This is a genomic window from Bradyrhizobium sp. SZCCHNPS1003, from assembly GCF_032381555.1.
Taxonomy (GTDB): domain Bacteria; phylum Pseudomonadota; class Alphaproteobacteria; order Rhizobiales; family Xanthobacteraceae; genus Bradyrhizobium.
Genome location: NZ_JAUHIU010000020.1, coordinates 1 through 25,375 on the forward strand (window position 1 = coordinate 1; position 25,375 = coordinate 25,375).

Annotated in this window: 26 protein-coding genes; 14 read left to right on the top strand and 12 right to left on the bottom strand. The window is 66.2% G+C overall.

Annotated features, from left to right (window positions below):
• Positions 1-203: 203 nt before the first annotated feature.
• The gene (locus QX126_RS27540; RefSeq protein ID WP_315785055.1) at positions 204-755 is read left to right on the top strand and encodes a hypothetical protein; all 552 of its coding nucleotides are present in this window, start codon (positions 204-206) and stop codon (positions 753-755) included.
• A 217-nt stretch (positions 756-972) separates the two neighbouring features.
• Here QX126_RS27540 and QX126_RS27545 read toward each other — a convergent pair whose 3' ends face one another.
• Both QX126_RS27545 and QX126_RS27550 read right to left on the bottom strand, forming a co-directional pair.
• Entirely contained in the window at positions 973-1,536 is a 564-nt protein-coding gene (locus QX126_RS27545) for a hypothetical protein (protein ID WP_315785057.1), read from the bottom strand.
• A 359-nt stretch (positions 1,537-1,895) separates the two neighbouring features.
• Positions 1,896-2,273: a tautomerase family protein gene (locus QX126_RS27550; protein ID WP_315785059.1), complete on the bottom strand. Its 378-nt coding sequence runs from the start codon at positions 2,271-2,273 to the stop codon at positions 1,896-1,898.
• A 97-nt stretch (positions 2,274-2,370) separates the two neighbouring features.
• Between QX126_RS27550 and QX126_RS27555 the strand changes: the two genes are divergently transcribed.
• From QX126_RS27555 to QX126_RS27565, 3 genes are all read left to right on the top strand, one after another.
• The gene (locus QX126_RS27555; RefSeq protein WP_315716073.1) at positions 2,371-3,228 is read left to right on the top strand and encodes a LysR family transcriptional regulator; all 858 of its coding nucleotides are present in this window, start codon (positions 2,371-2,373) and stop codon (positions 3,226-3,228) included.
• Between the two features lie 432 nt (positions 3,229-3,660).
• Entirely contained in the window at positions 3,661-5,010 is a 1,350-nt protein-coding gene (locus QX126_RS27560) for a carbohydrate porin (protein ID WP_315785062.1), read from the top strand.
• Between the two features lie 205 nt (positions 5,011-5,215).
• Positions 5,216-6,415: an adenylate/guanylate cyclase domain-containing protein gene (locus QX126_RS27565; RefSeq protein WP_315785064.1), complete on the top strand. Its 1,200-nt coding sequence runs from the start codon at positions 5,216-5,218 to the stop codon at positions 6,413-6,415.
• 156 nt (positions 6,416-6,571) lie between these two features.
• Here the strand turns inward: QX126_RS27565 and QX126_RS27570 are convergent, their stop codons facing one another.
• Positions 6,572-6,859: a DUF3303 domain-containing protein gene (locus QX126_RS27570; protein ID WP_315785067.1), complete on the bottom strand. Its 288-nt coding sequence runs from the start codon at positions 6,857-6,859 to the stop codon at positions 6,572-6,574.
• A gap of 176 nt (positions 6,860-7,035) precedes the next feature.
• Here QX126_RS27570 and QX126_RS27575 point away from each other — a divergent pair, with 176 nt between their 5' ends.
• A complete protein-coding gene (locus tag QX126_RS27575; protein WP_315770475.1) occupies positions 7,036-7,944 on the top strand; it encodes an amino acid ABC transporter substrate-binding protein in 909 nt (302 codons plus the stop codon).
• Between the two features lie 74 nt (positions 7,945-8,018).
• Here the strand turns inward: QX126_RS27575 and QX126_RS27580 are convergent, their stop codons facing one another.
• The 3 genes from QX126_RS27580 to QX126_RS27590 form a co-directional block, all read right to left on the bottom strand.
• Positions 8,019-9,434, bottom strand: coding sequence for a TolC family outer membrane protein (locus QX126_RS27580; protein ID WP_315785070.1), 1,416 nt, complete (start codon positions 9,432-9,434; stop codon positions 8,019-8,021).
• A 249-nt stretch (positions 9,435-9,683) separates the two neighbouring features.
• On the bottom strand, positions 9,684-10,463 hold the full coding sequence (locus QX126_RS27585; protein WP_315739895.1) for an enoyl-CoA hydratase: 780 nt from the start codon (positions 10,461-10,463) through the stop codon (positions 9,684-9,686).
• 85 nt (positions 10,464-10,548) lie between these two features.
• Positions 10,549-10,938 carry a hypothetical protein gene (locus QX126_RS27590; RefSeq protein ID WP_315739894.1) on the bottom strand — a complete coding sequence of 130 codons (390 nt, stop codon included), beginning with the start codon at positions 10,936-10,938 and terminating at the stop codon, positions 10,549-10,551.
• Between the two features lie 324 nt (positions 10,939-11,262).
• Between QX126_RS27590 and QX126_RS27595 the strand changes: the two genes are divergently transcribed.
• Together QX126_RS27595 and QX126_RS27600 are read left to right on the top strand one after the other, a co-directional pair.
• The gene (locus QX126_RS27595) at positions 11,263-11,808 is read left to right on the top strand and encodes a sigma-70 family RNA polymerase sigma factor (protein WP_315785073.1); all 546 of its coding nucleotides are present in this window, start codon (positions 11,263-11,265) and stop codon (positions 11,806-11,808) included.
• A gap of 2 nt (positions 11,809-11,810) precedes the next feature.
• The gene (locus QX126_RS27600) at positions 11,811-12,449 is read left to right on the top strand and encodes a DUF1109 domain-containing protein (RefSeq protein WP_315739892.1); all 639 of its coding nucleotides are present in this window, start codon (positions 11,811-11,813) and stop codon (positions 12,447-12,449) included.
• Between the two features lie 28 nt (positions 12,450-12,477).
• Here the strand turns inward: QX126_RS27600 and QX126_RS27605 are convergent, their stop codons facing one another.
• Positions 12,478-13,587, bottom strand: coding sequence for a DUF2336 domain-containing protein (locus QX126_RS27605; protein ID WP_315785075.1), 1,110 nt, complete (start codon positions 13,585-13,587; stop codon positions 12,478-12,480).
• An 11-nt stretch (positions 13,588-13,598) separates the two neighbouring features.
• Positions 13,599-14,747, bottom strand: coding sequence for a GGDEF domain-containing protein (locus QX126_RS27610; protein WP_315785078.1), 1,149 nt, complete (start codon positions 14,745-14,747; stop codon positions 13,599-13,601).
• A gap of 322 nt (positions 14,748-15,069) precedes the next feature.
• On the opposite strand from QX126_RS27610, the gene QX126_RS27615 reads away from it, so the two are divergent.
• The 6 genes from QX126_RS27615 to QX126_RS27640 all read left to right on the top strand — a co-directional run bounded on the left by QX126_RS27615 (position 15,070) and on the right by QX126_RS27640 (position 20,904).
• The gene (locus QX126_RS27615) at positions 15,070-15,639 is read left to right on the top strand and encodes a sigma-70 family RNA polymerase sigma factor (RefSeq protein ID WP_008961196.1); all 570 of its coding nucleotides are present in this window, start codon (positions 15,070-15,072) and stop codon (positions 15,637-15,639) included.
• Entirely contained in the window at positions 15,636-16,481 is an 846-nt protein-coding gene (locus QX126_RS27620; RefSeq protein ID WP_315785081.1) for a hypothetical protein, read from the top strand. Before QX126_RS27615 ends, QX126_RS27620 begins: the two co-directional genes overlap by 4 nt.
• Positions 16,482-16,514: 33 nt before the next feature.
• Positions 16,515-18,158: a S8 family serine peptidase gene (locus tag QX126_RS27625; RefSeq protein WP_315785083.1), complete on the top strand. Its 1,644-nt coding sequence runs from the start codon at positions 16,515-16,517 to the stop codon at positions 18,156-18,158.
• A gap of 469 nt (positions 18,159-18,627) precedes the next feature.
• Entirely contained in the window at positions 18,628-19,254 is a 627-nt protein-coding gene (locus QX126_RS27630) for a TIGR03809 family protein (RefSeq protein WP_315739887.1), read from the top strand.
• Positions 19,255-19,377: 123 nt separating this feature from the next.
• Positions 19,378-19,974 (top strand): TetR/AcrR family transcriptional regulator, encoded by a 597-nt coding sequence (locus QX126_RS27635; RefSeq protein WP_315777642.1) that lies wholly within the window; start codon positions 19,378-19,380, stop codon positions 19,972-19,974.
• A 69-nt stretch (positions 19,975-20,043) separates the two neighbouring features.
• Complete coding sequence (locus QX126_RS27640) at positions 20,044-20,904, top strand: DMT family transporter (protein ID WP_315777538.1); 861 nt, start codon at positions 20,044-20,046, stop codon at positions 20,902-20,904.
• Between the two features lie 9 nt (positions 20,905-20,913).
• Here QX126_RS27640 and QX126_RS27645 read toward each other — a convergent pair whose 3' ends face one another.
• Positions 20,914-22,290: a TIGR03808 family TAT-translocated repetitive protein gene (locus QX126_RS27645; RefSeq protein WP_315785085.1), complete on the bottom strand. Its 1,377-nt coding sequence runs from the start codon at positions 22,288-22,290 to the stop codon at positions 20,914-20,916.
• 228 nt (positions 22,291-22,518) lie between these two features.
• On the opposite strand from QX126_RS27645, the gene QX126_RS27650 reads away from it, so the two are divergent.
• Positions 22,519-22,806, top strand: a complete 288-nt coding sequence (locus tag QX126_RS27650; RefSeq protein ID WP_315739884.1) for a GlsB/YeaQ/YmgE family stress response membrane protein — start codon at positions 22,519-22,521, stop codon at positions 22,804-22,806.
• A 46-nt stretch (positions 22,807-22,852) separates the two neighbouring features.
• Here the strand turns inward: QX126_RS27650 and QX126_RS27655 are convergent, their stop codons facing one another.
• The 3 genes from QX126_RS27655 to QX126_RS27665 are packed head-to-tail and all read right to left on the bottom strand — an operon-like array spanning position 22,853 to position 25,304.
• Complete coding sequence (locus tag QX126_RS27655; protein WP_315785088.1) at positions 22,853-23,509, bottom strand: pyroglutamyl-peptidase I; 657 nt, start codon at positions 23,507-23,509, stop codon at positions 22,853-22,855.
• Entirely contained in the window at positions 23,506-24,495 is a 990-nt protein-coding gene (gene meaB / locus QX126_RS27660) for a methylmalonyl Co-A mutase-associated GTPase MeaB (RefSeq protein WP_315785090.1), read from the bottom strand. The genes QX126_RS27655 and meaB overlap by 4 nt, the downstream gene beginning before the upstream one ends.
• Positions 24,496-24,530: 35 nt before the next feature.
• On the bottom strand, positions 24,531-25,304 hold the full coding sequence (locus QX126_RS27665; RefSeq protein ID WP_315785093.1) for an RsiV family protein: 774 nt from the start codon (positions 25,302-25,304) through the stop codon (positions 24,531-24,533).
• Between the last annotated feature and the right edge of the window lie 71 nt (positions 25,305-25,375).

Here is a 25,375-nt window from a genome sequence, read left to right on the forward strand (position 1 = left end):
ATGGCTCGAAATTGCACCGCGCCGAGCCCTCTCACCCCCCTAATTCGGATTCTTGCCCAGCCTCGTCGGGCAAATCAAATTGGAGCACACAGTGACGCGCCAAACGATCGCGGCGGCGGGCAACACAGAAGTGCCGGACGACAGTGGTGGAGATTCGAGTCTCGGCCCATGACTACCGAGGCCCTAGTTGAGGGACGTGACGCATGTCTGAATTGAGTTTCTTCTGCGATCGCTACGCGGTCTGCGCTTGCGTGGGGGTGCTGCCTTGGATTTACAACAGTTACGTCGAACACGCGGTTCTCAACGATGACCTGGGGATTCGTTCAACGGACGGAACTCCATTGTTCGTTGCCGTGGGTCGAGATTCTTCGTCCTGGCCGGAATTGGTTGTTTCTCTGCGTTTCGATCCAGGTCCTAAGTCCTTCTTCTACCCAGGCATCCTGCTCATCCCGGATCGAGATATCGTTTTCATCGGTGCAGGAACGACGCTCCTCGCCTACAAACTGTTGCCTCTTCGACGCCTTTGGGAGGACACCGCAGATTGTGGATTCTGGAGATGGCGGCAGCACGGCGAACTCGTCCTGATGTCGGCTGAACTCGAGTTGGCCGCTTGGCATGTCGATGGGCGGAAGCTCTGGTCCACCTTCGTCGAGCCGCCGTGGGGGTACGAGATCACCGAAGGTGATGTGTTACTCGATGTCATGGGACGAAAGTCCAGGTTCAACGCTGAGGTCGGGCCGGCAAGGAGGTCGTAGTTTCATTGCTGGAGGTCAGGCTGCCGGTGTTTTTTTCATCTCACGCATCGGTGGGCATGGATTCCGGGCTCGCGCTTTCGGCACGAGGCCGGCGCGCGCCGAGCTCGCTGCCTTCCGCGCGCCCCGGAATGATGAGGGGGAGAGAGGCGTTAGCAGGCGGGCGGTGCTCGATCGCGCCTGTAGAGGATGAGTGATGCGCCGGCCGCCCATACGGTCACTACATGCCGGCCAGTATAGCGATCCGCTCGTCTTCCGTGAAATGGGCCGCGATCCGGCCGAGCGTGCGCTGTCCCTTCGCGATCGCGACGACGCCGAGGATGCCATTGACCAGCATGGGGTCCCCGGTCGTAGCCAATTCCCGCAGTCCCATGTCGACGAGGTGTGCCCAGGCGGCGCTATAGCTCGGCTGAAGATCCGGTGGGATCGGTGGATTGCCGACCCTGTCGCGTGCGAGTTCGATCGTTGCGATGATGCCGTACATGTTCCAGTCAGCACCGCCGCGACGTTCGTGGATTCGGACCAGACAGGGCACGGCGGCGAAGGATGCTTCGCCGATGTCGCCTTGATGGTGCAATTCGTTCCAGAGTTCGTCCCAGGCGGATACATCGCCTTGAGCGAGGCGGTGCAATGCCGGTCGCGGATCATAATGGACGCGATAGCCGCCGCGGAGGCTGGCCCATCGTTCGTTCGACAGCTCGGGTTCGGGGACTTTCACGCAGCGTGACTCGTCTCGGGAGCAGTACGAGCATAGAGGAGCAGAGGGGCCCGCATCGATCAACAACTGCGGTCAGCCGGGGCACGCGCTGCTGCCAACGGCGTAAACGTCGATGCCTGCACAGGCAGGCGACGCCGTCAACTTCTTCATCGAGACATGCGGCCCACCGCCCAATTATCTTGGGCGAGCAAACGTGGGCACGATCCCTTCTGGTCTGCTTCGGGGCGTCGTTCGCGATGAGTGGAATGCCTTCATTCAAGATGCGCAGCCTCGCTAGGACGTACGACGCGCTCTGTCCTTGTCATTGCGAGCGCAAGCGAAGCATTCCAAACTGTCTCTCCGAAGGATTCTGGATTGCGTCGCTGCGCTCGCAATGACGCGCGCAGACATCGTGCTTCCAGGCGAGCCGCTCGCCACCGATCGCCTCACGCAAATTGCGCGAGGCCGTGGCCGACCGACCAGTTCTCCTTGGCGGCGTCGAGGATGGTCATGAACAGGTCCTCCGGCCTGATGCCGGGGCTGTCCCCGAGCAGGTCGGCGATGCGTCGGAACAGCGCCTTCTTCTGCTCTCGCGTGCGGGTGTTGAAGACGGTGATCTGGATGTAGACGAGATCGTCGCTGCGGTTGATGCCGAAGGCGTTGCCATAGCGGAAGTTGGAAGGATCGTGCTCGGTGATGGTCATGAACTGATCGTCCTCCGGCACGTCGAGCGCCTCGCGCATCGCCTGGTAGAGGCTGTCGAAGATCGCCTGCCGGTAGGCCTCCGGCTTGCCCGCGCGCAGCGAGATGTGAAGCAGCGGCATCCCTGGTCCTTTCATCCGTGATGTCGGCTGAGAGGTTAGATGCGGCGATGCGGTTCGGGTATGCTGGGGATCGAGATATCAGTCATAATGGCTGGAAATGACCGAACACCCGCTCGACCTGGACGAGGTCCAGGCCTTCGTCCGTATCGCCGAGCTCGGCAGCTTCACCCGTGCCGCCGAGGCGATGCAGACGACCCAGGCCGCGATCAGCCTGAAGCTGCGGCGGCTCGAGAACCGGCTGGGGTGCCGGCTGATCGAGCGCACGCCGCGTCATGTGCAGCTCTCGGAGCGAGGCAGGGTCTTCCTCGATCCTGCCCGTCAGCTGCTGGCAGCGCATGACCGCGCGCTCGCGGTGTTCGCCGGCGTGCGGCAGCGCCTGATCATCGGCATCAGCGACCATGTCGCCGGGCCGGAGCTGCCGGCGCTGATCGCGCGCATGAACGATCATGATCCGCATCTCGTGGTCGAGATCCGCATCGGATCGTCGGCCGACCTGCTGCAGAGCTACGACCGGCGCGAGCTCGAGGCGGTGATCGTCCGCCTGCATGCCGGACGCAGCGATGGCGACCTCGTGGCCGAGGAGAAGTTCGGCTGGTTCGCTGGCCCGGATTGGGAGCCGCGCGCGGGCGAGCCGTTGCCGGTCGCGACCATGGCCGAGCCGTGCGGCGTGCGCGCGATGGCCGCGCAGCATCTCGATGCGGCCGGCGTGTCCTGGGCCGAAATCTTCGTCGGCGGCGGCGTTGCGGCGGTCGTCGCGGCCGTCACGGCCGGGCTCGGCGTTGCCGCGCTCGCGCCGCGCATGCTGCCATCGGGCGCGGTCGATGTCGGCGCAAGGCTCGGATTGCCGGAGCTGCCCCGGCTGCCGGTCGTGCTGCACACGCGGGTGAGGGATGGCCGGGCGCGCGCGGCGCTCGATGCCCTCGTGGCGGCCTTCCGAAGCGCGGTGCGGGCGTGATGCATGCGGCGCGTGCCGCGGCGCAGGTGATGGAGCTTGGAGCTGAGATCAACTCCGAACGCTATTTCGACGGCCGGATTGATGTCCTGCTCGCGGATGGATCGCGCGTGCCCGCGCGCAGATCTGATCGCTCTTGGAATTGGCTCCTCAGGGGTCGCCGGGGTGGAATTGACGTAAGCCTTATTCCGCAATGCGGGATGTGACACTCGTGTCACAGTTACGGTTATACCGACTCCAAAATATAATATGACTATTCAAGGGCGCCCTGGTGCTTGCTAGGATTGCCATCCAATCTCAGGTTGACGAAATCGCTCCTCGAATGAGCGGCGGCCGGGGTTGAGCCGTGGGGAAGCGCGTGCCGGGACGAAGGCTCTGGGCCGGACGCGACAGAACAACATCCAGAGCCTGGGGACGCTGCGAGGAGCAGGAAAAATGAGTGGGTTTGCGACGACCGCGCGCATGTGCGGCGTAGGGATTGCCTTGTCTTGTTTGTTGGGTGGCGGTGGTGCGGTCGCGGCCGATCTGCCGATGAAGGCGCCGCCGATTCCCTATGCGGGTGTCGATGATTTCTGGATGCGGCCGTATCTGTTCGGCGATCTCGGCCGGACCAGGCTGAAGGAGCAGGGCATCTCGCTCGCGCTCACGCTCGGCGACGAAGCCGTCACCAATCTGTCGGGTGGCTCGCGCAACACCGCGGCCAATGCCGGGCAATTGTGGTTCGAAGCCAAGTTCGACATGGCCAAGCTCGCCGGCATCCAGGGCGGCATGATCGGCGTGACGCTGGTCGATCGCTTCGGCAAGAATCTCAACAGCGAGGCCGGCATTCCGGCGCTGCAACTGACCAACGAGGTGTTCGGCCGCGGCAACATCCTGCGCCTCACCGAATTCTACTATCAGCAGAAGCTGTTCGACGACCGCCTCGTGCTCAAGGGCGGCCGGCTGCCGGTCGGCTCCGACTTCTTCTTCGGCCAGTGCGAGTTCATCAACCTGACCTTCTGCGGCGGCCAGCCGGGCAACATCCAGGGCGGCTACATCTACAACTGGCCGGTGAGCCAGTGGGCCGGCGTCGTGCACTACAACTTCACCAAGGAATGGAAGCTGTCGGTCGGCGTCTACGACGCCAATCCGAACTATCTGACGACGTCGGACGCCGGCGTCTACCTCGCGCCGGGCATTCCGCGCTCCACTCCCGCCTCGGGCGTGCTGGTGCCGGTGGAAGTGGTGTGGGAGCCGAGTGGTCCGCTGAACGGCACCTGGCGCTTCGGCGGCTGGTATGACAGCGCGTCGACGATCGATGGCGGCTTGCCCGGCATCGTCGCCGTCGTCCCCGGTGGTCCCGGCGTGGGAGATCAGAATCTCAGCAGCCAGCGCGGCCGCTACGGCTTCTATGAATCGATCCTGCAGCGGCTGACGGTCGAGGGTCCCAAGGCGCAGGGCTGGTACACCTTCCTCAACACCAGCGTCGCCGATCACCGCACCTCGTATCAGGACTACCAGATCTCCTGGGGCGTCAAGCACACCGGCACCTTCTCGTTCCGTCCCGACGACGAGGTCGGCTTCGCGGTCGGCACGACGCATGTCAACTCGGCGGCGCTGACGCCGAATGCCGGCGGCAACGAGGTGCCGATCGAGGCCTGGTATGGCTGGCAGGCGACCGGCTGGATGAACCTGAAGTTCGACGCCCAGTATGTCATCAATCCGGGCGGACGCGGCTTCAACGCCGCCGGCGTGAAGACCGGCAATGCGGTGGTGCTCGGGCTGCGGACGGTCGTGCACTTCTGATCCTGCGATGTGAGCCGATGGGGCGGGTGTGCAGCATCCGCCCCATCTGCGCGAGGCGTCTCGGCTGTCCCGGCTCGCCGATCCGATGCGGAGCTGGCGCATCCTGCCCATCCGGGTGGGCCGCGGTGCGATGACGTCGATTGACTCTTTCGCATTGCGGCACGACATCTCCTGGACCGCGACGCCAAGCCGCCAGGAGACCGCCATGACCGCAACGGACGCCCATCTCGTCGCTGGCCCGCGCCTGGGCGACGAGGTCGTGGACTGGCTCACCAACGGCACCCGCGACGAGCGCTTCATCGACAACATCTTCGGGCAGATGTGCAACCGGCTGCAGCGTGCCGGCATTCCGGTGAAGCGGGCCTCGCTGCACGTCCAGATCAATCATCCGCAGTGGCTCGGCGCGCGCATGCTGTGGAGCGACGGCATGCAGGGCGCCGACATCGCCCGCGTCGACTACGACGTCCGCGAGCGCTCGGAATACATCGGCAGTCCCGCCAGCGAAATCCATGAGGGCGTCGACGAGATCCGCGAGAACCTCGCGCGCGACCCCGAGCTCGGCCGTCGGCACGCGATCTATGACGAGATGCGGGCGCAGGGCCTGACCGACTATGTCGCCTGGCCGATGTATCACACGCTGGGCAAGCGCCACATCGTCACCTTCGCGACCGACCGGCGCGGCGGCTTCGACCAGGCGCACATCGATGCGCTGTTGCGGCTCGTGCCGGTGCTGGCGCTGGTCAGCGAGATCCGCGTCAAGAACCGCCTGGCGCGGACCCTGCTCGAAACCTATGTCGGGCCGCATGCCGGCGAGATGGTGCTGGCCGGCGCCACCCGGCGCGGCAGCGGCACCACGGTGCGTGCCGCCATCATGATCTGCGACCTCCGGGACTTCACCCGCATCTCCGATAACTGGCCGCGCGACGACGTCATCGATCTGCTCAACAGCTATTTCGATGCCATGGTGGAGCCGATCACGCAGCACGGCGGCGAGATCCTGAAGTTCATCGGCGACGGCCTGCTGGCGATCTTTCCGCTCACCGAGCCCGCTGCCTGCGCCAACCTGCTGCACGCCGTGAGCGGCGCCCGCAAGGCGATGACCGAGCTGAACGCGCGCAACGGCGAGACCGGCCGCGCGCCGCTGAACTACGGCATCGGTGTCCATGTCGGCGACGTCATGTACGGCAATATCGGCTCGCGCACCCGGCTGGATTTCACCGTCATCGGCCCCGCGGTCAACATGGCCTCGCGGATGGAGGCGCTGACCAAGCAGGTGGGCCGGCCGGTGCTGCTGTCGCGCGATTTCGCCGAGCTCGTCGAAGGCCCGTTCGCGCTCGAGCGCGTCGGCGAATTCCCGGTGCGCGGATTCAACGACCCGATCGAGCTGTTTTCATTCGATGGGTAGGGCATTCAGTAGGGTGCGCAAAGGCGCAGCCGCGCTGTCTCCACGTTCGAGATCATCGTGGCGCCGTGCCCACCGTCCTGCTGATGAGTTCGTGGAAAGACGGCGGGCACGCAGCCGCCTGCTGCGTTGCCCACCCTACGCGGACTTCTCCGCCGTTCACGCCTCGTCCAGAAACGGCGCGACCACCTCGCGGGTCTCGGCGCTGGTCACGACCGGCACGATCTCGAAGGTCATGCCGGTGTCGCGGGCATTGGACAGGATCCATTGCTGCAGCAGCCTGATGTCGTCGCATTCCATCAATTGGAAGCAGCGGTCGAAATTGGGTTCGATCCAGCTGCCGAGATATTTCAGCCCGTCGGGAAACGTGATGCCGGGATCGCGGACGCGGCGATAGACCGGGATCGGATCGCGGTCCTTGAAACGTTCGATCACCATGAACAGCATGCGCGCCTCCGTCCTGACGTGCACGCATTGTGCGGTGAATCGGTGCGGGGTGCCAGCCCGGGGGGACATCGTTCGCCTGACGGACGAGGCCTCGATGGCCTCGTGGACGAGACGCCTTTCCCTGGCGCAGTCCTTGCTTCTGCGAGGGAACTCGCATCCAACGGGAAGAGAAACCCATGAAGAAGGCACGTCTCGTCGCGTACGCTCTGGTTGCAGCGGTGCTGGCCGCACCCGCCTTCGCGGAGGAGCTGACCGGCACCTTGCAGAAGATCAAGGAGACCGGCGCGATCACGATCGGCTACCGCGAAACCTCGCTGCCGTTCTCCTACATCGACGACAACCAGAAGCCGCTCGGCTTCGCGCTCGACATCTGCAACAGGATCGTCGACGAGATCAAGGCGACGCTGACGCTCGACAGGCTGGAGGTGAAGCTGACGCCGGTGTCGTCGGCGACCCGCATTCCGCTGATCGCCAACGGCACCATCGATCTCGAATGCGCCTCGACCACCAACAACATCGAGCGCCAGCGGCTGGTGTCGTTCTCGCCGACCTATTTCCTCACCGCCAACCGCTTCGTCGCCAAGGCCGCGAGCGGCCTCAAGACCATCGACGACCTCAAGGGCAAGACCGTCGCCTCGACGTCGGGCACCACCAACATCAAGCAGCTCTTCGAGGCCAACACGGCGCGCCAGCTCGGCATGAACGTGCTGACGGCCAAGGACAATGCCGAAGGTTTTCTGATGGTCGAGAACGGTCGCGCCGACGCCTATGTGATGGACGACATCCTGCTCGCGGGCCTGGTGGCCAGCGCGAAGACGCCGTCGGACTTCGTGATCTCGACCGATCAGTTCTCGATGCCGGAGCCCTATGGAATCATGCTGCGCAAGGACGATCCGGCCTTCAAGGCCGTCGTCGACCGCGCCGCCACGAAGCTCTATACGAGCCCGGAGATCGCGGCCTTGTACGCCAAATGGTTCATGGCGCCGGTGCCGCCGAAAGGCGTCAACTTCAACTTCCCGATGACATCCGCGCTGCAGAAGGCGTTCGCGCATCCGAGCGACAGCGGCGATCCCAAGGCCTATTAGTATCTTCGGCTTATGTCATGCGGCGTATCGACAGGATGGGATGAGGCCGGCGCTCGCGCGGGTCTCGTCCCGCGCTACTGCCCCGAGGGCGTGCGCAGCCCGTGCCAGGCGTCGCGCACCTGATGGTAGTGAACCTCGGGCAGGTAGTCCGGCGTGTTCAAATTGAGATTTTTGACGTCGAGCCGGCCGACCGCGCTGAGCAGCGTGTAGGAGGCGATGACGCGGTCGCGCTGGGCGCCGATCAGCCGCGCCTTGGCCTGGATCAGGTCGGCCTGCGAGTTGAGCACGTCGACCGTGGTGCGCTGGCCGCCTTGCGCCTCGCGCGACACGCCCTGCAGCGCGACGGTGGCGGCCTTCACCTCGGCCTCGGAGGCGCTGACGGCGACCTTGGCGCCTTCATTGGCGACCCAGGCGCTGACCACCGCGGTGCGCGCCTGGTTGCGGACCTGGTCGAGCACGAGGCGGCTCTGCGCCGCGAGCTCCTTGCTCTGGCGGGTCTGCGACGCCGCCGTGCCGCCGTCATAGATCGGCGCGGTGACGCTGCCGACGATCGAGGCCTGGTCGGTGCCGAAGGTGCCCAGCGTCTGATCCGAATCGCGGCTGCGGCTGACACCGCCCTGCAGGGTCACGCTCGGCAGCAGCGCGCCCTCGGCGACCTTGATCGAGGTCGAGGCCGCGTCGACGTCGAAGCTCGCCGCAGCCACGGCCGGATTTTCCTTGTTGCCGAGCGCAATCGCGTCCTCGCGGCTGCGCGGCAGCAGGCGATCGATCGGGTCGGCCGCGCGCAGCTGGCCTGGCGCCATGCCGATGACCTGGGCATAGGTCGCCTGGCTGATGGCGAGGTTGACCTCGGCGGCGTTGAGATCGGACAGGCCGCGCGACAGCCGCGCCTCGGCCTGCGAGGCGTCGGTCGGCGTGACGTCGCCGGCATTGAGGCGGCGCTGCGTGACGGAGAGCGTCTCGCGCAGGAAGGCGACGTTGGAGCGTTGTGCCTCGACCAGCGACTGGTTGGCGAGCACGTTGGTGTAGGCGGTGACGGCGTCGAGCAGCACGCCCTGGCCGACATTGCGCAGCGCCTCGCGGCCGGACTGCACCTGCAGCTCCGCCATGCGCACGCTGTTGGCGGTGCGGAAGCCGTTGAACAGCGTCTGCGTGACGGTCACGCCGATGGTCCAGGGCTTCAATGTCGCGGTCTGGATCGTGTTGTTGGGGAGCAGGTTGCGCACGGCCTGCAGGCCGGCGCCGAGGCTCGCGATCAGTTGCGGACGATAGCCGGCCAGCGCCTGCGGCACGTTCTCGTCGGTGGCGCGCTGGCGCGCGCGCTCGGCATTGAGCGCCGGGTTGGTCTGATAGGCTTTCGCGAGCGCGGCCGCGAGATCCTCGGCGCGCACAGGCGAGCAGACGACGAGGCTGGCCGCGAGGGTCAGGCCGAGGCCGATCCTTCGCGCACGCACCTCGCCGACGCCAAATTCCTTGGCTCGACCCACCATCCGACTCCGCCGCGTCCCACTGTCTTAACCAGTTGTTTACCTGTTTAGGGCGGATGGCGGCCACACACAAACCGTGGATGTGGAATCCGGCAGGCTTTTCCATGGTTTGTTGTGTCGTGCTCGCCACAGACCGTTTGTCGCAGTGCTGCGACATGGCCGCGCGGATACGCGCTCGGTAGGCGGGTGAGGGGCACCCGTGGACATCAGAGGCAGATCGATTCGTTCAGCTGCGAGTGACCCGCAGCAATCTCACCGGTTCTTGTTCACCGGCTTGCGCTTCTCGATGAAGGCAGCCATGCCCTCGGCGCGGTCCTCCAGCGCGAAGGTGGCGTGAAACAGGTTGCGCTCGACGTTCATGCCTTCGGACAGCGGCGTCTCGAAGGCGCGGTTGACGGCCTCCTTGGCCATCGCCGCCGCCGGGCGCGACATCGCCGCGATCTTCTCGGCCGCAGCCATCACCTCGTCCATCAGCCTGTCGGCCGGCACGATGCGGCTGACGAGGCCGGAGCGTTCGGCCTCGGCCGCATCCATCATGCGGCCGGTGAGGCAGAGGTCCATCGCCTTGGCCTTGCCGATCGCGCGCGTCAGGCGCTGGGTGCCGCCGATGCCCGGAATGGTGCCGAGCGTGATCTCGGGCTGGCCGAATTTCGCGGTATCGGCGGCGATGATGAAGTCGCACATCATCGCAAGCTCGCAGCCGCCGCCGAGCGCGTAGCCCGCGACCGCGGCGATGGTCGGCTTGCGGCAGCGCGCGACGCGGTCGCCGCCGATCGCGGTGAAGTCGCTCGAGAACATGTCGATGAAGCTCTTCGGCTGCATCTCCTTGATGTCGGCGCCGGCGGCGAACGCTTTCTCGCTGCCGGTGATCACGATGCAGCCGATGGCGTCGTCGGCCTCGAGATCATCCACGGCGGCGGCGATCTCGCGGAAGACGCCGAACGACAGCGCGTTGAGCATCTTCGGCCGGTTCAGGGTGATGACACCGACCGCGCCTTTGCCTTCGACGATGATGTGCTCGTAGACGCTCATGATGCCAACCCCGAGAAATCAAAACAGCGGGCAATGTGCCCGCTGGATCGATGCGCATCAAGTAGGTGCGGCGCCGCGCGGCGCCTCAGATCATGAACATCCGCGCCGCCGAGCCCAGGGTGAGCAGGGTGCCGCAGGCGATGAAGATCTTGCCGATGATCGAGGCCTTGTCCCAGCCGGAGCTGTCGTCATTGCTGACCGTGACCATGTTCACGGTGACGTCCGAGGCCGCCGGCGCATCGCTCGGCGCGGCGTCGGTCGATTGCGCCGCAGGTGCGGCCTGAGCCTGGGCTTCGGCCGGCAGCGGCGCCGGGAAGCCGTCCTGCTTCGCCGCCGGAGCGCTCTCGGACCCCACCGGCAAGAACGGACTGTAGCTCTGCTGTTCGGCCGCGCGCGCGAATCCAGTGCCAACGAGGCCCAGAACGAACGCGGCGGCAATGATCAATGCTGAACGTCCACTGGCTTGGATCGTCATCGTCGGCCTTCTCCCCATCCCGCCAGCCCAAGCCGGAGTGAGACCCCGACAGATGTCGAGAACGGGGCAGAAAATGGGTATCTTCCTGCCGCTCACGGCAAAAGCTGGGCGCCGCCGCACTTTGCGACGCTGCCCATCAAACCTGATCATGCACCTCGCGATTCGGTGCTATGGAGCGGTTCCAAGACTTGCCCGGTGGCGTGCTCTCGGTGTGGCGTAACTCGGATGGTTCCGAGGCCAATGTCCTCATCACGAATTAGTGATGAGGATGGAGCGAGAGTAACAAACTGAGTGTTTCGGGCGAATTGCTAGGGTGGAGCGGAGTTGCGCGAGCGTGACGACGAGTGGACGGGCTGGATGCGTCAGGCCGTCGCCGGTGACGACGAGGCCTATCATCGCCTGCTGAGGGCGATCACGCCCGTGCTGCGCGCAGCATCACGGCGCGGGCTGGCGCGCGCCGGCCAGCCCTCCGACCAGGCCGAGGACATCGTGCAGGAAATTCTGTTGGCGGTTCACCTGAAGCGGCACACCTGGGACGTCGACGCGCCGTTCGCGCCCTGGCTGTTCGCGATCGCGCGCAACAAGCTGATCGACATGCTGCGCCGGCGCGGCCGGCGGGTGTTCGTCGACATCGACGATTTCTCGGAGACGCTGGCCGACGCGCCGCCGGCGCCCACCGTCTCGGCTAGCGAGGTCGAGGCGCAGCTGAAGACGTTGCCGCAGCGTCAGCGCGACGTGCTGCAGTCGATCGCGGTCGAGGCCGCCTCGATCAAGCAGACCGCAGAGAAGTTTTCGATGAGCGAGGGCGCGGTGCGGGTGGCGCTGCACCGGGCGCTCGCAAGCCTCACGGCCAAGCTACGGGATACCTGACCATGGACACCGATCAGCTCATCCGCACCCTCGCGGCCGACAATGCGCAGCGCGCGCAGCCGGTCGGCATCGTGCTGGCGCTGGCCCTGATGGCGGCGACGCCGGTATCGACCGCGATGCTGCTCGTCGGCCTCGGCGTCCGGCCGGACATCTGGCTCGCGGTGCGCAATCCATTCTTCGACCTGAAGTTCGTCGTCACCACGGCGCTGGCGATCCCGGCGCTGATCATCGGCCTGCATCTGTCGCGCCCCGAAGCCTCGCTGCAGGGCTGGAGCTGGTTGCTGATCGCGCCGATCGTCGTCCTTATCGGCGGCATGGCGGCGGAGATGATGCTGCCGCAGCGCACGCCGATGATGGCGCGGCTGGTCGGCCACAATTCGATGGTGTGCATGAGCGCCATTCCCGTGCTGTCGCTGCCGCTGCTGGCCGCCGCGCTGTTCGGCCTGCGCCATGGCGCGCCGTCGCGTCCGGCGATGACGGGCGCGATCGCCGGGCTGGTCTCGGCGGGGATCGCGGCGACGCTCTATGCCGCGCATTGCACCGACGACTCGCCGCTGTTCGTGGCGACCTGGTACACGGTGGCCGCGCTGATCGTGGCCGGGCTCGGCGCGCTCATCGGCGCAAGGGTCCTGCGCTACTGAGGGGGCTGCGCGACGAGCGAGGTCGCGACTACGCCTGCATCGGCGCCGCGGCGTCCTGCACGCGGTGGAAGCGCAACACCTGCTGCGCGGTGGACCGCCGGAGCCGCTCATAGGTCGCCTTGCAGGCATCGAGATCGGCCGGCGCGGTGGTGGCGAGCTCGTCGCGCATCAGGATGATCGATTTCACCGTTGGCCAGGACAGACCTGCGACCTTGGCAAGGATCATCACGCCCTCGGCACGGCTTTCGATCATGATGCTTTCGGCGATCGCGACCGGCACGTTGGCCATGGCCGCGACGGCGGCATTGACCTCGTCGAACTTGCGCTGCTCGGTGAACTGCACGACGAGACGGTCGTCGAGCCGGCCCTCGGCATGCAGCGAGCGCACCAGCGCATGCGCGATCTCGGTCTGGCTGGTCAGCGCCACCGCGCTCGATCGCGCCCGCCGGCCCGCCATGCGCACCGCCGAGGAGACCTCCTGTGCGAGCTTCGGATTTGCCGCCTCGAGCCGCGTGCGGACCGTGGCAGACGCCTTGGCGACCAGCTTCAGATAGAGGTGGCGCGGCAGATTGGGCCGCATGGCGAGGCACGCGGCGAGGTTTTCGTCCAGCGCGGCGCGATCGACCAGCGTGTCGAGGCTGGCCCCCGAGACGTCGGCGCCGGGATTGCTGACGGTGCTGTGAACGACCTCGTCGTTGCCGCGCCTGAGCAGGATGTCGGTGACGGCGTGGCTGAGCACGCGCCGGAGCGAGATCGCGAGCAGATGCGCCTGGCTCTTGGTCTCGGCTGTGCGGATCAGCGCGGCCTCATCGATCCGTTCCGACTTCGACAGCACGGGGCCTGCGACATCGATGGCGTCGTCATCCGCCAGCCGGTGCAGCGTCCGCGGCGGCGCCGACGCAAGCGGCGCAAGCCGGCGCGCGAGCAGGGCGCGGGCCGAGATCTCGATGTGGTCGATCAGGCATTCGAATACGTCGTCGAACAGCGCGACCTGGTCATCGGCGAAGTCCGTCGCGCCGTCGACGAACAGGTCCGTCACCTTGCGCAGGGTCTCGACCCGCCGCGCGACGGTGCCGTGCGCGAGCGTGTCCTCGAGCTCGTCGAGCAGGCTTTCGTTCGGGGTGGGTTTCGGGGGCATGCCGGGATGGCTCAGGCGCTGGTGACGCGATTGCGGCCCTGCGCCTTCGAGTCGTAGAGCGCCCGATCGGCCCGGGCGAGCAGCGAATCGGCGGTCTCGTCGCCGCGCGGGGCGGCTACGCCGGCCGAGAACGTGACCTGCAGGCCGGTCGAGAACGCACTCCAGTCGAGGCCGGCGATGATCTGGCGCAATCGTTCGGCGAGCCGCGCGGCGGCGTCCGCCGGCGCGCCCGGCAGCACCAGCAGGAATTCCTCGCCGCCGTAGCGGCCGAAGCGGTCGCTGCCGCGAATGTTGGCGAAGATCGTGATGGCGAAGGTGCGCAGCACGTCGTCGCCGGTCGGATGACCATGCGTGTCGTTGATGCGCTTGAACCAGTCGAGATCGATCAGCACGACCGAGCAGGGCTGGCCGCCCTGCCGCGCCTGCGCCATCTCCTCGTCCAGCACATCCATGATCGAGCGCCGGTTCAGCGCGCCGGTGAGCTCATCGATCTCGGCCAGCTCCTCGATGCGGCGATAGGCTTCCTTGAGCTTCTGTCCGCGCTGGTACAGCGTCTCGCGCAGCGCGCTGGAGAAGATGCCGAGGAACATGCAGCCGGCGATGGTGAGGAGGAAGACCAGGAGCGTCGCGAGCCGCTCGAGGCCGCTGTCGTGCGGCATGCCGAGCGGCTTGTCGGTGAGCAGGAACAATCCCGCCAGCCCGATCGCGAGGAACGTCCAGCAGATCGCGCTCTGGCGCGGCGTCGCGCGCAGCGAGGCGAAGGCGACGACGATGTACAGCGTGCACAGGAACAGGATGCTGACTTCGGGCGCGATGTAGCAGAACGCGACCGTGATCATCATGCTGGCGAGCGATTGCGGCACCACGAGGTAGTGGTCGCGGAAACGGTCGTTGAAGCCACTCTCCGACAAAGCGGTCCACAGCGCGACGGTGAGAACGCCGATCGCTGCATAGGCTGGCGCGATCGTGACCGGGACGGTTCCCGCCTGGGCATAGATCAGCAGGATGACGGCGTCGATCAGGTAGCATCCGGCGACCAACGCCAGCATCTGCCGGCGCCGCCCGGCACGACGCGCGCGCAGGTCGCTGGACGGAGACGGCTGCGCGTCCCCGGCCTCAGCGACATTCGGACTGGGAAAAGGCGGTGCCGTCGTGCCCATGTGCTCGCGATTCTTCGTCGTTGGCTCAAAATCTACGTGGGAAAGCATTTAACTTTGGTATCTATGGGCATGGACGAAGAGGCCGCCGGCGTCGTGCTGCGACGGGGAATCTACGGCTTTCAGGACGCGCAGTTGGCGGGAACGGGCGGAACATGGTAGGCGGGAACCCGCTGGTCGCGATCGACCTGGGCGCTGCAGCGAAATCTGCAAGTCTGTGCGCCAACTCACATTTCGGGACGTATCTTTCCGGTATTTTGAAGATTTTTGCGGTTGTGTTCGAACCGCGACGTCAATCCTCCAGACCAATCTTGCGAGACGGCCATTGAGCGTGACAGCAGCGGCGTCAGATGAAACCCTGATTGCCCGGATCGCTCAAGGCGACCGGCTCGCCATGCAGGTGCTGTACGGACGGCACCATGTCAGGGTGTACCGTTTCGGGCTCCGGCTCGTGCGGGACGAGCAGGTCGCGGAAGACCTCATCAGCGAGGTCTTTCTCGACGTGTGGCGTCAGGCCGGCAAGTTCGAAGGCCGTTCTGCCGTCTCCACCTGGCTCCTGGCGATCACGCGGTTCAAGGCCCTGTCGGCACTTCGGCGCCGGAAGGACGTTGAGCTGGAAGACGAGGCCGCGAACGCGATCGAGGATACCTCCGACGATCCGGAGGTCGCGGTCCAGAAGAAGAATACCGGCGAAGCATTGCGCAAGTGCCTGACGGCGCTTTCGCCTGATCACCGGGAGATCGTCGATCTCGTCTACTACCACGAGAAGTCCGTGGAGGAGGTGGCCGAGATCGTCGGAATTCCGGAAAACACCGTCAAGACGCGCCTGTTCTATGCGCGCAAGAAATTGGCCGAACTCCTGAAAGCGGCCGGCATTGAAAGAGGCTGGCCATGATGGCTTTGAGCAAGATGCTGGAGCAAGAGCCCGGAGAGATCGAACTCCTGCTGCCGTGGTACGCCGCCGGCACCCTGAACGCGCGCGACATGCGCCGGGTCGAGGAGGTGCTTGCCCACGACGCCGATCTCGCCAGGCAATATGCGGAGATCCAGAAGGAATATGCCGAGACCATCGCGCTGAACGAAAGCCTCGGCGCGCCCTCGATGCGCGCGATGCAGAAGCTGTTCGCGGCGATCGAGGCGGATCCGGTGCAGAAGCCTGCCGCGCCGCGCGGCTTCAGCGCGCGGCTGATGGATTTCTTCGACAGCTTGTCGCCGCAGACCTTGGCGTGGACCGTCAGCCTCGGCGCGCTTCTGGTACTGGCGCAGGCCGGCGTGATCGGCGCCGTGCTGATGCGCTCGCAGACCGCGACCTATCAGACCGCCTCGGTCGAGGACAAGAACGCAGCTCCCGAGCCCGCGAGCAAACCGATGGCCGCGCCGCCGCCGCCACCGAGCGCTGCTGCGCCGGCCCCGGCGGAGCGGACGCCCGAGAGCATGACGCGTTCGCGGATGGCCGAAGCACCGGCCCCGGCCGCTCCGCTGATCCGCGGCCTTGGATCGCAGGTCGCCGGATCGACCGCGCCCGCCTATGCGCTGGTGCGGTTCGCGCCGGATGCGCGCATGGCCGACATCTCCGCGTTGCTCGACAGCTACCAGGCGTTGATCGTCGAGGGCGCCAGAGGCGGCCTGTTCAAGCTGCAACTCGGCGACCGGCCGCTGTCGAAGGCCGAGGCCGACAGCCTGATCGGCCGTCTGGCGCGAGAGAAGATCGTCAGCCTCGCGGTGGCCGCGCAATAGGCCCGCGCCGTCCGAACGTCATTCGGAGGCTCCATGTCGTCCACTTCGCCGCTACACTTCGCCAGATCGGTGGCGATACTGATTGTCGTCGCAATGCCTGCTTTCGCGGGTGGCGACCTCAGTGCCCATGCCCAGGCGATGATGCGTTCGCCCAACATCAACATCCCGAGCCGGGTGCCGAGCATCAACCCGGGCACCGCGATGCGTGTGCCGCCGCCGACCGGGATGGCCTTGCGCCCGACCTTGCCCAATGCGCGATTTGCACCGAACCTGCAGGCGTCCTGCAACCCGGCGGATCGCAGCGTGTCGGGTGAATGTCTCGACCGCCGGTCGGTGACGGGGGACGGGCAGGGCCGGCGGTCCCAAGGAAGATTGGACAAAGGCAGGTCCGCCAAGGTGACGCAGCGCGGCGAGCCGAAAGCTGCGGCCGCGGTCGACCCGCGGACCGTCGCCAACGAGATCGTCGCCGAGATCGATGACGGTCTCTCGATCGACCAGGCCGACGCGCTGGCGCGCCGCCATGGCCTGCAGCGCATCAGCTCGCAGCGCTTTCCGCTGATCGGCGCCACCATCGGTCTGTTCAGGATCACCGATCGCCGCTCGGTGCAGGCGGTCAGCCGTGCGCTCGCGGCAGATGCCAGGGTGCGTTCGGTGCAGCCGAACTACCGCTATACGCTGCAGCAGCAGAGTGCGCCGCCTGTCGAGGGCGATCCGGCGCAATACGCGCTGGCGAAGCTGCGGCTGCCGGAAGCGCACAGGCTGGCCGAGGGCGCCAACGTCACCATCGCCGTGATCGACTCCGGGGTCGATCTCAAGCACCCGGAATTCGCCGACGCGTCGTTCGACGCGTTCGACGCGCTCGGCGGTGACGAGGGACCGCATGCGCACGGCACGGGCATCGCCGGCGTGATCGTGTCGCACAAGCGGTTGATGGGCAGCGCGCCCTATGCACGCATCATCGCCATCCGCGCCTTCGGCATGGCCAAGAAAGGCGGCGGGCCGGAGAGCAGCTCCTATGTGATCCTGAAGGCGCTGGACTACGCGGCCCTGCACGGCGCGCAGATCGTCAACATGAGCTTCGCCGGCCCGAAAGATGCGGTGATCGAGCGCGCGATCGCGGCCGTCGCTTCCAAGGGCGTCGTGATGGTCGCCGCGGCCGGCAATGCCGGGGCCAAGTCGCCGCCGCTGTATCCTGCGGGCAATCCGAACGTCATCGCCGTCAGTGCGACCGATGACAGGGATCAGTTGCTGCCGGCGTCGAACCGCGGCAATTACATCGCGCTGGCCGCGCCCGGCGCCGAGATCTTCCTGCCGGCGCCGGACGGAAAATATCAGATCATCTCGGGCACCTCGTTTTCCGCGGCCTATGTCAGCGGGCTTGCGGCGCTGGTGCTGGAGCGCAATCCGGCGTTGAAGCCGGAAACGGTGCGGACCGTGCTGACCGGGACCGCGCGCGATCTCGGGACCCCCGGACGCGACGATCTGTTCGGGGCAGGGGAGGCGGATGCGTTGGCGGCGGTCCAGGCCGTGGTCTCGCCGCAGGATGCGCCTGCTGCTGCTGTGCCTTCCGCGGGGCTGCAAACGGAGCCCGCGGCGGCCCGCGAGTTGCGTTCGGCGCCGGCCGCGGTGACCGAGGCATCTCCAGCCGGCGACGCGCTTCGGCCGGCGCAGCAATGACGCCAACGTTTTCGTGAACGTTCCGAAATTCTCCCGCTCGCTTTGAACGTGCAGCGGGGCGGTCACGACAGAAAGCATGTGGGAGCGGTGATCCCCTCCCCAAGGCTATATACGGCGCGAGCGCCCATCCACCCCAAGCGCCCATATGGCTCGACCCGTCCGGTTGTCCCCCCGGACGGGTCTTCCATTTCTGGGCCAGGTCGAATCCCGGCGACATTGATATCCGACAGTGTTCGCCCGCCCGATGGGCACATCTTCGGGTTGTCAGGCGATGTCGTTGGCCGCGTTCGCGTGGCTGCACTAGGCCGGATTCCGAAAAAGCACGGAGAAAATTTCCGCACGACTACGGTTTGGCCGCCAAACAACATGGCATTAGCTAGACTTTGTTAACCTTTTCCACAAAATATTCACGTCACGTTGCGTTGATTCGTGCCGAGTGCGTCCGTCCCCTTATCTCACGGGCTCCCCCATGACACATCGACCGGACGTGACTTGCAGCCGCGAACTGGCTGCGCGCTGGTGCGCGCTTGCCGAAAGGCGCCTGGACCATCTGACCGAGCTGTTCCAGAGCGGCCGTTGGCGCCGCTACTACACCGAGCAGTCGCTCCTCGACGATATCCGGCACGCCAAGGCCGCGGTGCAGACCTGGCAGGCGCTATCCCGCGCCGAGCCCGAGCAGGTGAGCATCGTGCCGAGCCAGCGGCCGGCTGCGATGGTGGCTGCGCCACCCGCTCCCGTGCGCCCCGCCGAGCCGGAGCCGATCAAACTCCGTCTCCACGAGAATCACCCCATCGAGCGGCGCCCCATCGCGCTGCCGCCCTCGCTCGAAACCATCCTTGCGGAGTCCGAGATCATCGTCGAGCCCGAGATCGAGCTGGCCGCGGATGATCTGGAACCGGACGACGTCATCGAACCCGACTATGTGGCCGAAGATGCCATCGCGCCGGAGCCGGCCGTCGCGCCGCCCCGCATCGACATGTTCGCCCTGGAGCAGGCTTTGAGCATCGGCATTCAATCCGACGCCGAGTATGACGAGCCGGTGGTCGATCTCGATGCCATCGAGCGCCGCTATCCCGCGCTGGCGGTCGCGTTCTAGGCGCAGGGCGAGCTCCAGACCCACTCCGCATCGCAGCCAAGGGGGCCGCAAGCCGCCCTCAATCTGGTCACTTGATTTCAAGACCGAATGGTCCATATATCGGTGATGAGCCGCCAGACTCCGATGCAGTTGCCGCGTGGGCGCCCGCGAAGTTTCGACATGGACGCCGCTGTCGAGCGGGCAATGGGTGTGTTTTGGTCGCGTGGCTATCACGCGACGGCGCTGCCTGATCTTCTTCAGGCGACGAAGCTCTCGCGTGGCAGCCTCTACGCCGCGTTCGGTGACAAACACTCGCTGTTCCTGCTCGCGCTTGACCGTTACATCGCCGATGCCCTGGCCCGGATGGATACCGAGCTCGACCCAAGCAGGGAGCCGGTCGACGGCCTGCGGGCCTATCTTGCCGGCTACGTCGACCGCACCTGCGGGGCCAAGGGTCGGCGCGGCTGCCTGCTGGTGGCGACAGCCATGGAGCTTGCTGGTCAGGACACCGAAGTTGGTCGGCGCATCGCGAGTTTCTTCAAGGCCATGGAGATCCGGGTGGCTGGTGCACTGTCCCGCGCGAAGATGGCGGGCAAACTGGCCGAGGGTGTCGAACCTTCGAGTGCCGCGCGAATTCTCGTCTGTTTCGTTGAGGGGCTGCGCGTGGTCGGAAAGACGGGGCCGGCGCCCATCACATCGCAAGCCACCGTTGACGCGCTTCTCGACCGCGTCATTCGATAGAGACCGTTGAGCGCCTTGTTGTTGAGCTGCCTATATCTGGACTGATCAGTCCATTAAATGGAGAATGCCATGACCATCGTCCAGATTCTCTGCTCGGTGGCCGTTCCCTTGCTGTGGGGTTATCAGTTCGTCGTCATCAAAGTGGGGGTGACGGAGTTTCCGCCGCTATTCTTTCTCGCGCTTCGATTTCTGGCCATCGCGCTGCTGCTCGTTCCGTTCGTCAAAAGGCCGACGCGTCAACAGCTCGGTCACATCGCAGTCATTTCCGTTTTCCTGGGCGGCCTGAACTTCGGGCTGTTCTATGTTGGTCTTGGGCTCGGCTCGGGAAGCATGTCTGCCGTCGCCTATCAACTCGCCACGCCCTTCACCGTCCTGTTGGCGTGGCCGCTGCTGGCGGAGAAGCCGTCCCTCTCCACATGCGCTGGAGTAGGGCTTGCATTCGCCGGCGTGGTCGTGCTGGCGGCCGAGCCGGGTCTGACGGCAAACGTGCTCCCGCTGCTGCTGGTGGTTGGCGCAGCCTTCGCATTCGCGGTGTCCAACGTCCTGACCAAGCGCTACGGCCCTTTTGAACCGCTGATGCTGATGGGATGGTCGTCGCTGCTCACCGTGCCGCAAGTCATGGTCATGTCGTCGTTCCTCGAATATGGCCAGGTGGCGAGCCTTGCCGCGGCGGATGAACGCGGATGGCTGGCGCTCGCCTACACGGTCTTCATCGGCGGAATTGTCGGGTTTGGCGTCTGGTTCTGGTTGATCGCCCGCTACTCCATGAGCCGCGTCGCACCGTTCAGCCTGCTGCTTCCGGTGTTCGCCTTGATCTCGAGCGTATTGTTCCTGGACGAACGGATGACACCGAAGCTGATTGCGGGCGGGCTGCTGGCGATCACCGGCGTCGCGATCACACAAGTGAGGCCGAGCGCTCGGCCGATTTGAAGCGGCGGCTCAGCTTCGTCGCACCGCGTTGCCGCTGACCACGATCTGCGCATAGCCTTGCGTCCCGTCGCGCGTCAGGTCCGATGTCACCGGCTTGATGTGATCGAGCCCGATCACGGCGCCACGGGGCGTGCCCGAGATCATGTTGTTGCTCACAAGCGCCGTGCCCGCGCCCGGAACGACGGACACGCCGACGCCCGCCAGCGCATTGCGAATGACGTTGCCGGAGATCACCACGTCCCTGAGATATCGGCCCCAACCGGCGACGATGCCGTAGGACGGGGCATTCTCGACCACGTTGCCGGTCACCGAGGAGTCCGCCTCGACATAGATCCCGATGCCGGCATCGTCGTCAGGTGCTGTGCCGATCGGCCGCTTCGGGATCAGATTGCGGATGATGTTGCCCTGGACCACCGCGATGCGGCCGCCTTCGTTGAAGTTGCAGACGGAGACGCCGAAGGCGGCACCATCCACCGTATTGCCTGAGATGACGGCGCCCTCGAATGCGAACTCCGAGTAGAGCGCGACCTCGCGCACGTCGCTGACGCTGTTGCCGACGATCTGGATGTTCGAGGCGGAGTTGCCGCGCACTGCCGAGTAGTCGCAGTTCCTGATGCGGTTGCCGCTGATGATGACGTTCCCGGCGCGAAAGGCGTTGATGGCGTTGCCGTACTGGCCGGAGCCGCCGGGACCGGCCTTGATGTCCTCGATCCTGTTGTCGAGCACCATCGTGCCGTCGTCGCCGATCGCGGTGCGCAGGATCTCGATGCCGTTGTCGCGGGTGCCGTTGATGGTGTTGCGCGACACGATCAGGCCGAGCGCGTCGAACGACACGATGGCGGTGACCGCGATGTCGGTGATCACGTTGCCGCTGACGTCGCCCGAGACCTGCTCGAGCCAGATGCCGCTGCCGCCGGAGCGGGTGATCTCGCAATCGGAGATACGGGCGTCGCGGCTAGCGGCGACATGGAGCAGGCCGCGGCGCTGGGGCAGGGCGATGCCGCCGCCGTCGAGCGCGATGCCGCTGACGCCGAGGCCGTCAGCGCCTTCTGCTGACAGCATCGACGGGCCGCCACCGGTGAACACGAGCTTGGCGGCGCCGCGGACGCCGACCAAGTGGCTGCCCCTGGCGAGGCGCAGCATCGAGGTCCTGTAGGTGCCTGGCGGCAGCGCCAGCGGCGCCTGCGCGCGGGCGGCCTCGTCGATCGCACGCTGCAGCGCGCGAGTCTGGTCGTCGGGACTGTTGGGCTTGACGCCATACTGTGTGGCGTCGCGCCCGAGCGCGGAGATCAAGGGGGCGGCCTGTGCGGCATCCGCCGGCAGGGCCAATGCCCCGGCGGCGCCGGCAGCCGATCCAGCCAGAATGCGGCGGCGATTGACATCCATGGTCAGCGTCTCACGCAAAAGATGATGTGCGGCCACGACTTAAGCTGAAAGCCTCAAAGCTGATGCTGAGGATGAGCGCCTGCGCCCGGGATTGTTGGCGGTAGGGTTAAATCTTCACGTCAGATCGCCGCCGGCGGTGGGTTGCCCGTCGAACCGGTGAGCCTCTCCCGAGGGAACCAATGGGACTCGGGGACATTGTTCCCGCAATGGATCGGCGAGGAGAGGGTCATGCATCTGTCAAATGAGAGTCTACTGGTTATTCTGTTCGTCGGCATCGTCGCCGGGTGGCTCGCGGGCCGCGTCATGGAGGGCGGCGGTTTCGGCCTGATCGGCGACCTGGTCGTCGGTCTCGTCGGCGCCTTCATCGGCAACTGGCTGTTGCCGCAGCTCGGCATCCATCTGGGCGTCGGACTGGTCGCCGCGATCATCAACGCCTTCATCGGCGCCGTGGTCCTGCTGCTCCTGCTGCGCCTGATCGGCGGGGGATTTGGCGGTCGGCGCCGTTGGAGCATCTGACACAGTGCTGACGGTCAGCGGTCATACGGTCATACCACTATCGACGTCAGCTCGTGCGACAGGTCGCCTGTCGCACGAGCTTGACCAGCTCCATCAGCATGGCTTCGCCGGCATCGACCAGCCCCTCCAGCGTGACGCGCGAACTGCCGTGCGGCAACGCCGAGCCGGCACGCGGCAAGGGAGGAATGTGGATGAAGGCGGCGACCCGCGGCCCTTCGGCGGCCTTGGTCGCCTCGATCGCGCGCCAGCTCAGATAGTTGCAGAGATAGCTGCCGGCATCGCGCGAGGCCCGGGCATCGATGCCGGTGGCGCGCGCCGCGCGCAGCAGCCGCGCCATGTGCGGACCGAACGTCGCCGGATGTGCGCCCGGCGCGATCACGCCCTTGCGCGCGACGTGGCGATCGGCATCGGGGAAGGTCGTGGTGATCGCATTGCGCGCGCGGGTCTCGATGCGCAGGTATGATGTTCGCCCGGCGAGGCCGAACATCAGGAGCGCATGCGGGCGCCGCTCGGCGATCAGGGCGGGCAGCTCGCGATCCACGGTCGCATAGGTCACGTGAAAAATGTGGCTGCTGATGGCGACGTCATCCAGCGCCGGCCGCCGCAGCTCCGACAGCCGCTTCACCAGCGGCATGGTCGGATTGGACGGCGCGCCGGGAAACGGGCCGAATCCGGTGATCAGGATGCGCGGCCGCTCGCTCATGTCAGCATCTCCGCGAGCTGCTCGGCGGCGAGCGCCGGCGCGACGCGGCCCTCGGCGACGTCGGTCTCCAGCTTCTTCACTTTCGCGCGGACGGACGGATCGGTGCGCAGCCGCGCCATCAGGCGCTGCTCCAGCATGGTCCACATCCATTTCACCTGCTGGTCGCGGCGACGGGCGGCGAATTCTCCGGAGGCGATCATCGCCTTGCGATGGTCGAGGACCTTCTGCCACAGCTCGGCAATGCCCGTCCCGGCCATCGCCGAATAGGTCACGACCGGCGGATGCCAGTGCTCGGAGCGGGGGCTGAGCAGATGCAATGCGCCGCGATAGTCGGCGGCGGTGATGTTGGCGCGCTTGACGTTGTCGCCATCGGCCTTGTTGATCGCGATCATGTCGGCGAGCTCGATCAGGCCCTTCTTGATGCCCTGCAGCTCGTCGCCGCCGCCGGGCAGCATCAGGGCGAGGAAGAAATCGGTCATGTCGCAGACCGTGGTTTCGGACTGGCCGATGCCGACCGTCTCGACCAGGATCACGTCGAAGCCCGCAGCCTCGCACAGCAGCATCGCCTCGCGCGTCTTGGCGGCGACGCCGCCGAGCGTGCCCGACGATGGCGAGGGGCGGATGAAGGCGTGCTCGTGATGCGACAATCGCGCCATCCGCGTCTTGTCGCCCAGGATCGAACCGCCGGTCCGCGCCGACGAGGGGTCGACCGCGAGCACCGCGACCTTGTGGCCCTGTTCGATCAGATACATGCCGAGCGCATCGATCGTGGTGGACTTGCCGACGCCGGGCGAGCCGGTGATGCCGACCCGGATCGCGTGCCCCGTCCGTGGCAGCAGCGCCTGCACCAGCTCCCGCGCGGCGGCCTGGTGGTCGGCGCGGCGGCTCTCGACCAAGGTGATCGCACGCGCCAGCGCCGCGCGGCTGCCGGCGCTGATATCGTCGGCCAAGGCCGTGGTATTTGGCGAAGGAGAACGAGAGGACATGCGCCCGTTATAGCGGATGCGAGCGGCCCGGCCAGCTAGTTCTCCTCCGCATCCCCCTTCGGCCTCGCGCCGCCGAAGATCGCCTGCCCCTCCACGCTGAGATAGGGCTTCAGCGTTTCCCAGGGCACGAAGGCGACATAATCGCCCTCCGCGTAGGCGCCGACGGCGTAGGGCGGATAGTGGAAGGTGAGGCCCGAGCTCTTGCCGGCCAGCGTCGAGGGCGCGAGCGTGACGGCGCCAATGCCGAGCAGCTTCGGCTCGACGCTCTTCAGCCACCACTCGTCAGTGTCGCCGGCGTCGCGCGCCTTCTTCTCTGCCCGCAGCGAGGCGATGATCGCCTTGCTGATCGCGGTCATGGTCGGACCGTTGTCGGCGGTCTCGTTGAAGAACGGGCGGATCGAGATGCGCTTGGCGGCGGCCTTGTCCCAGAGGATGGTGTCGACCGTCCGGTTGGGATGGGCGCCATGCGTGTCCATGTAGTCGTTGCGCAGCACGCTGACATAGCGATCGGCGACGATCGAACGCACCGAATAGTCGCGGCCATAGGTGTAAGGGCCGTCGCGGAACAGTTCCTTGTCCGCCTTGTAGTCCTTGGCGGCGTCCGCGGCCTGCTTGTCCATCCACTTGCGGCCTTCGGCGAGGCAATTCGCGGCGAGCGCCGGATCGGCCTTGATGTCGGCACTCAGCGTGACGCTGGCCTCGGCGGCCTTGGTCTTGATCGACGCATCGGGCTTGGCTTCGGCGGCGATCGCCGGCGAGAGGGTGAGCAGGCCGAACAGGGCGGCGACAAGCAGTTTGGCAGAATACATGAGACTTGTGATCCGGGTTTGGTTGTCTGTGCGCGCACGTACCGCAAAGGTTCGATCGTGCCCAGATCGAA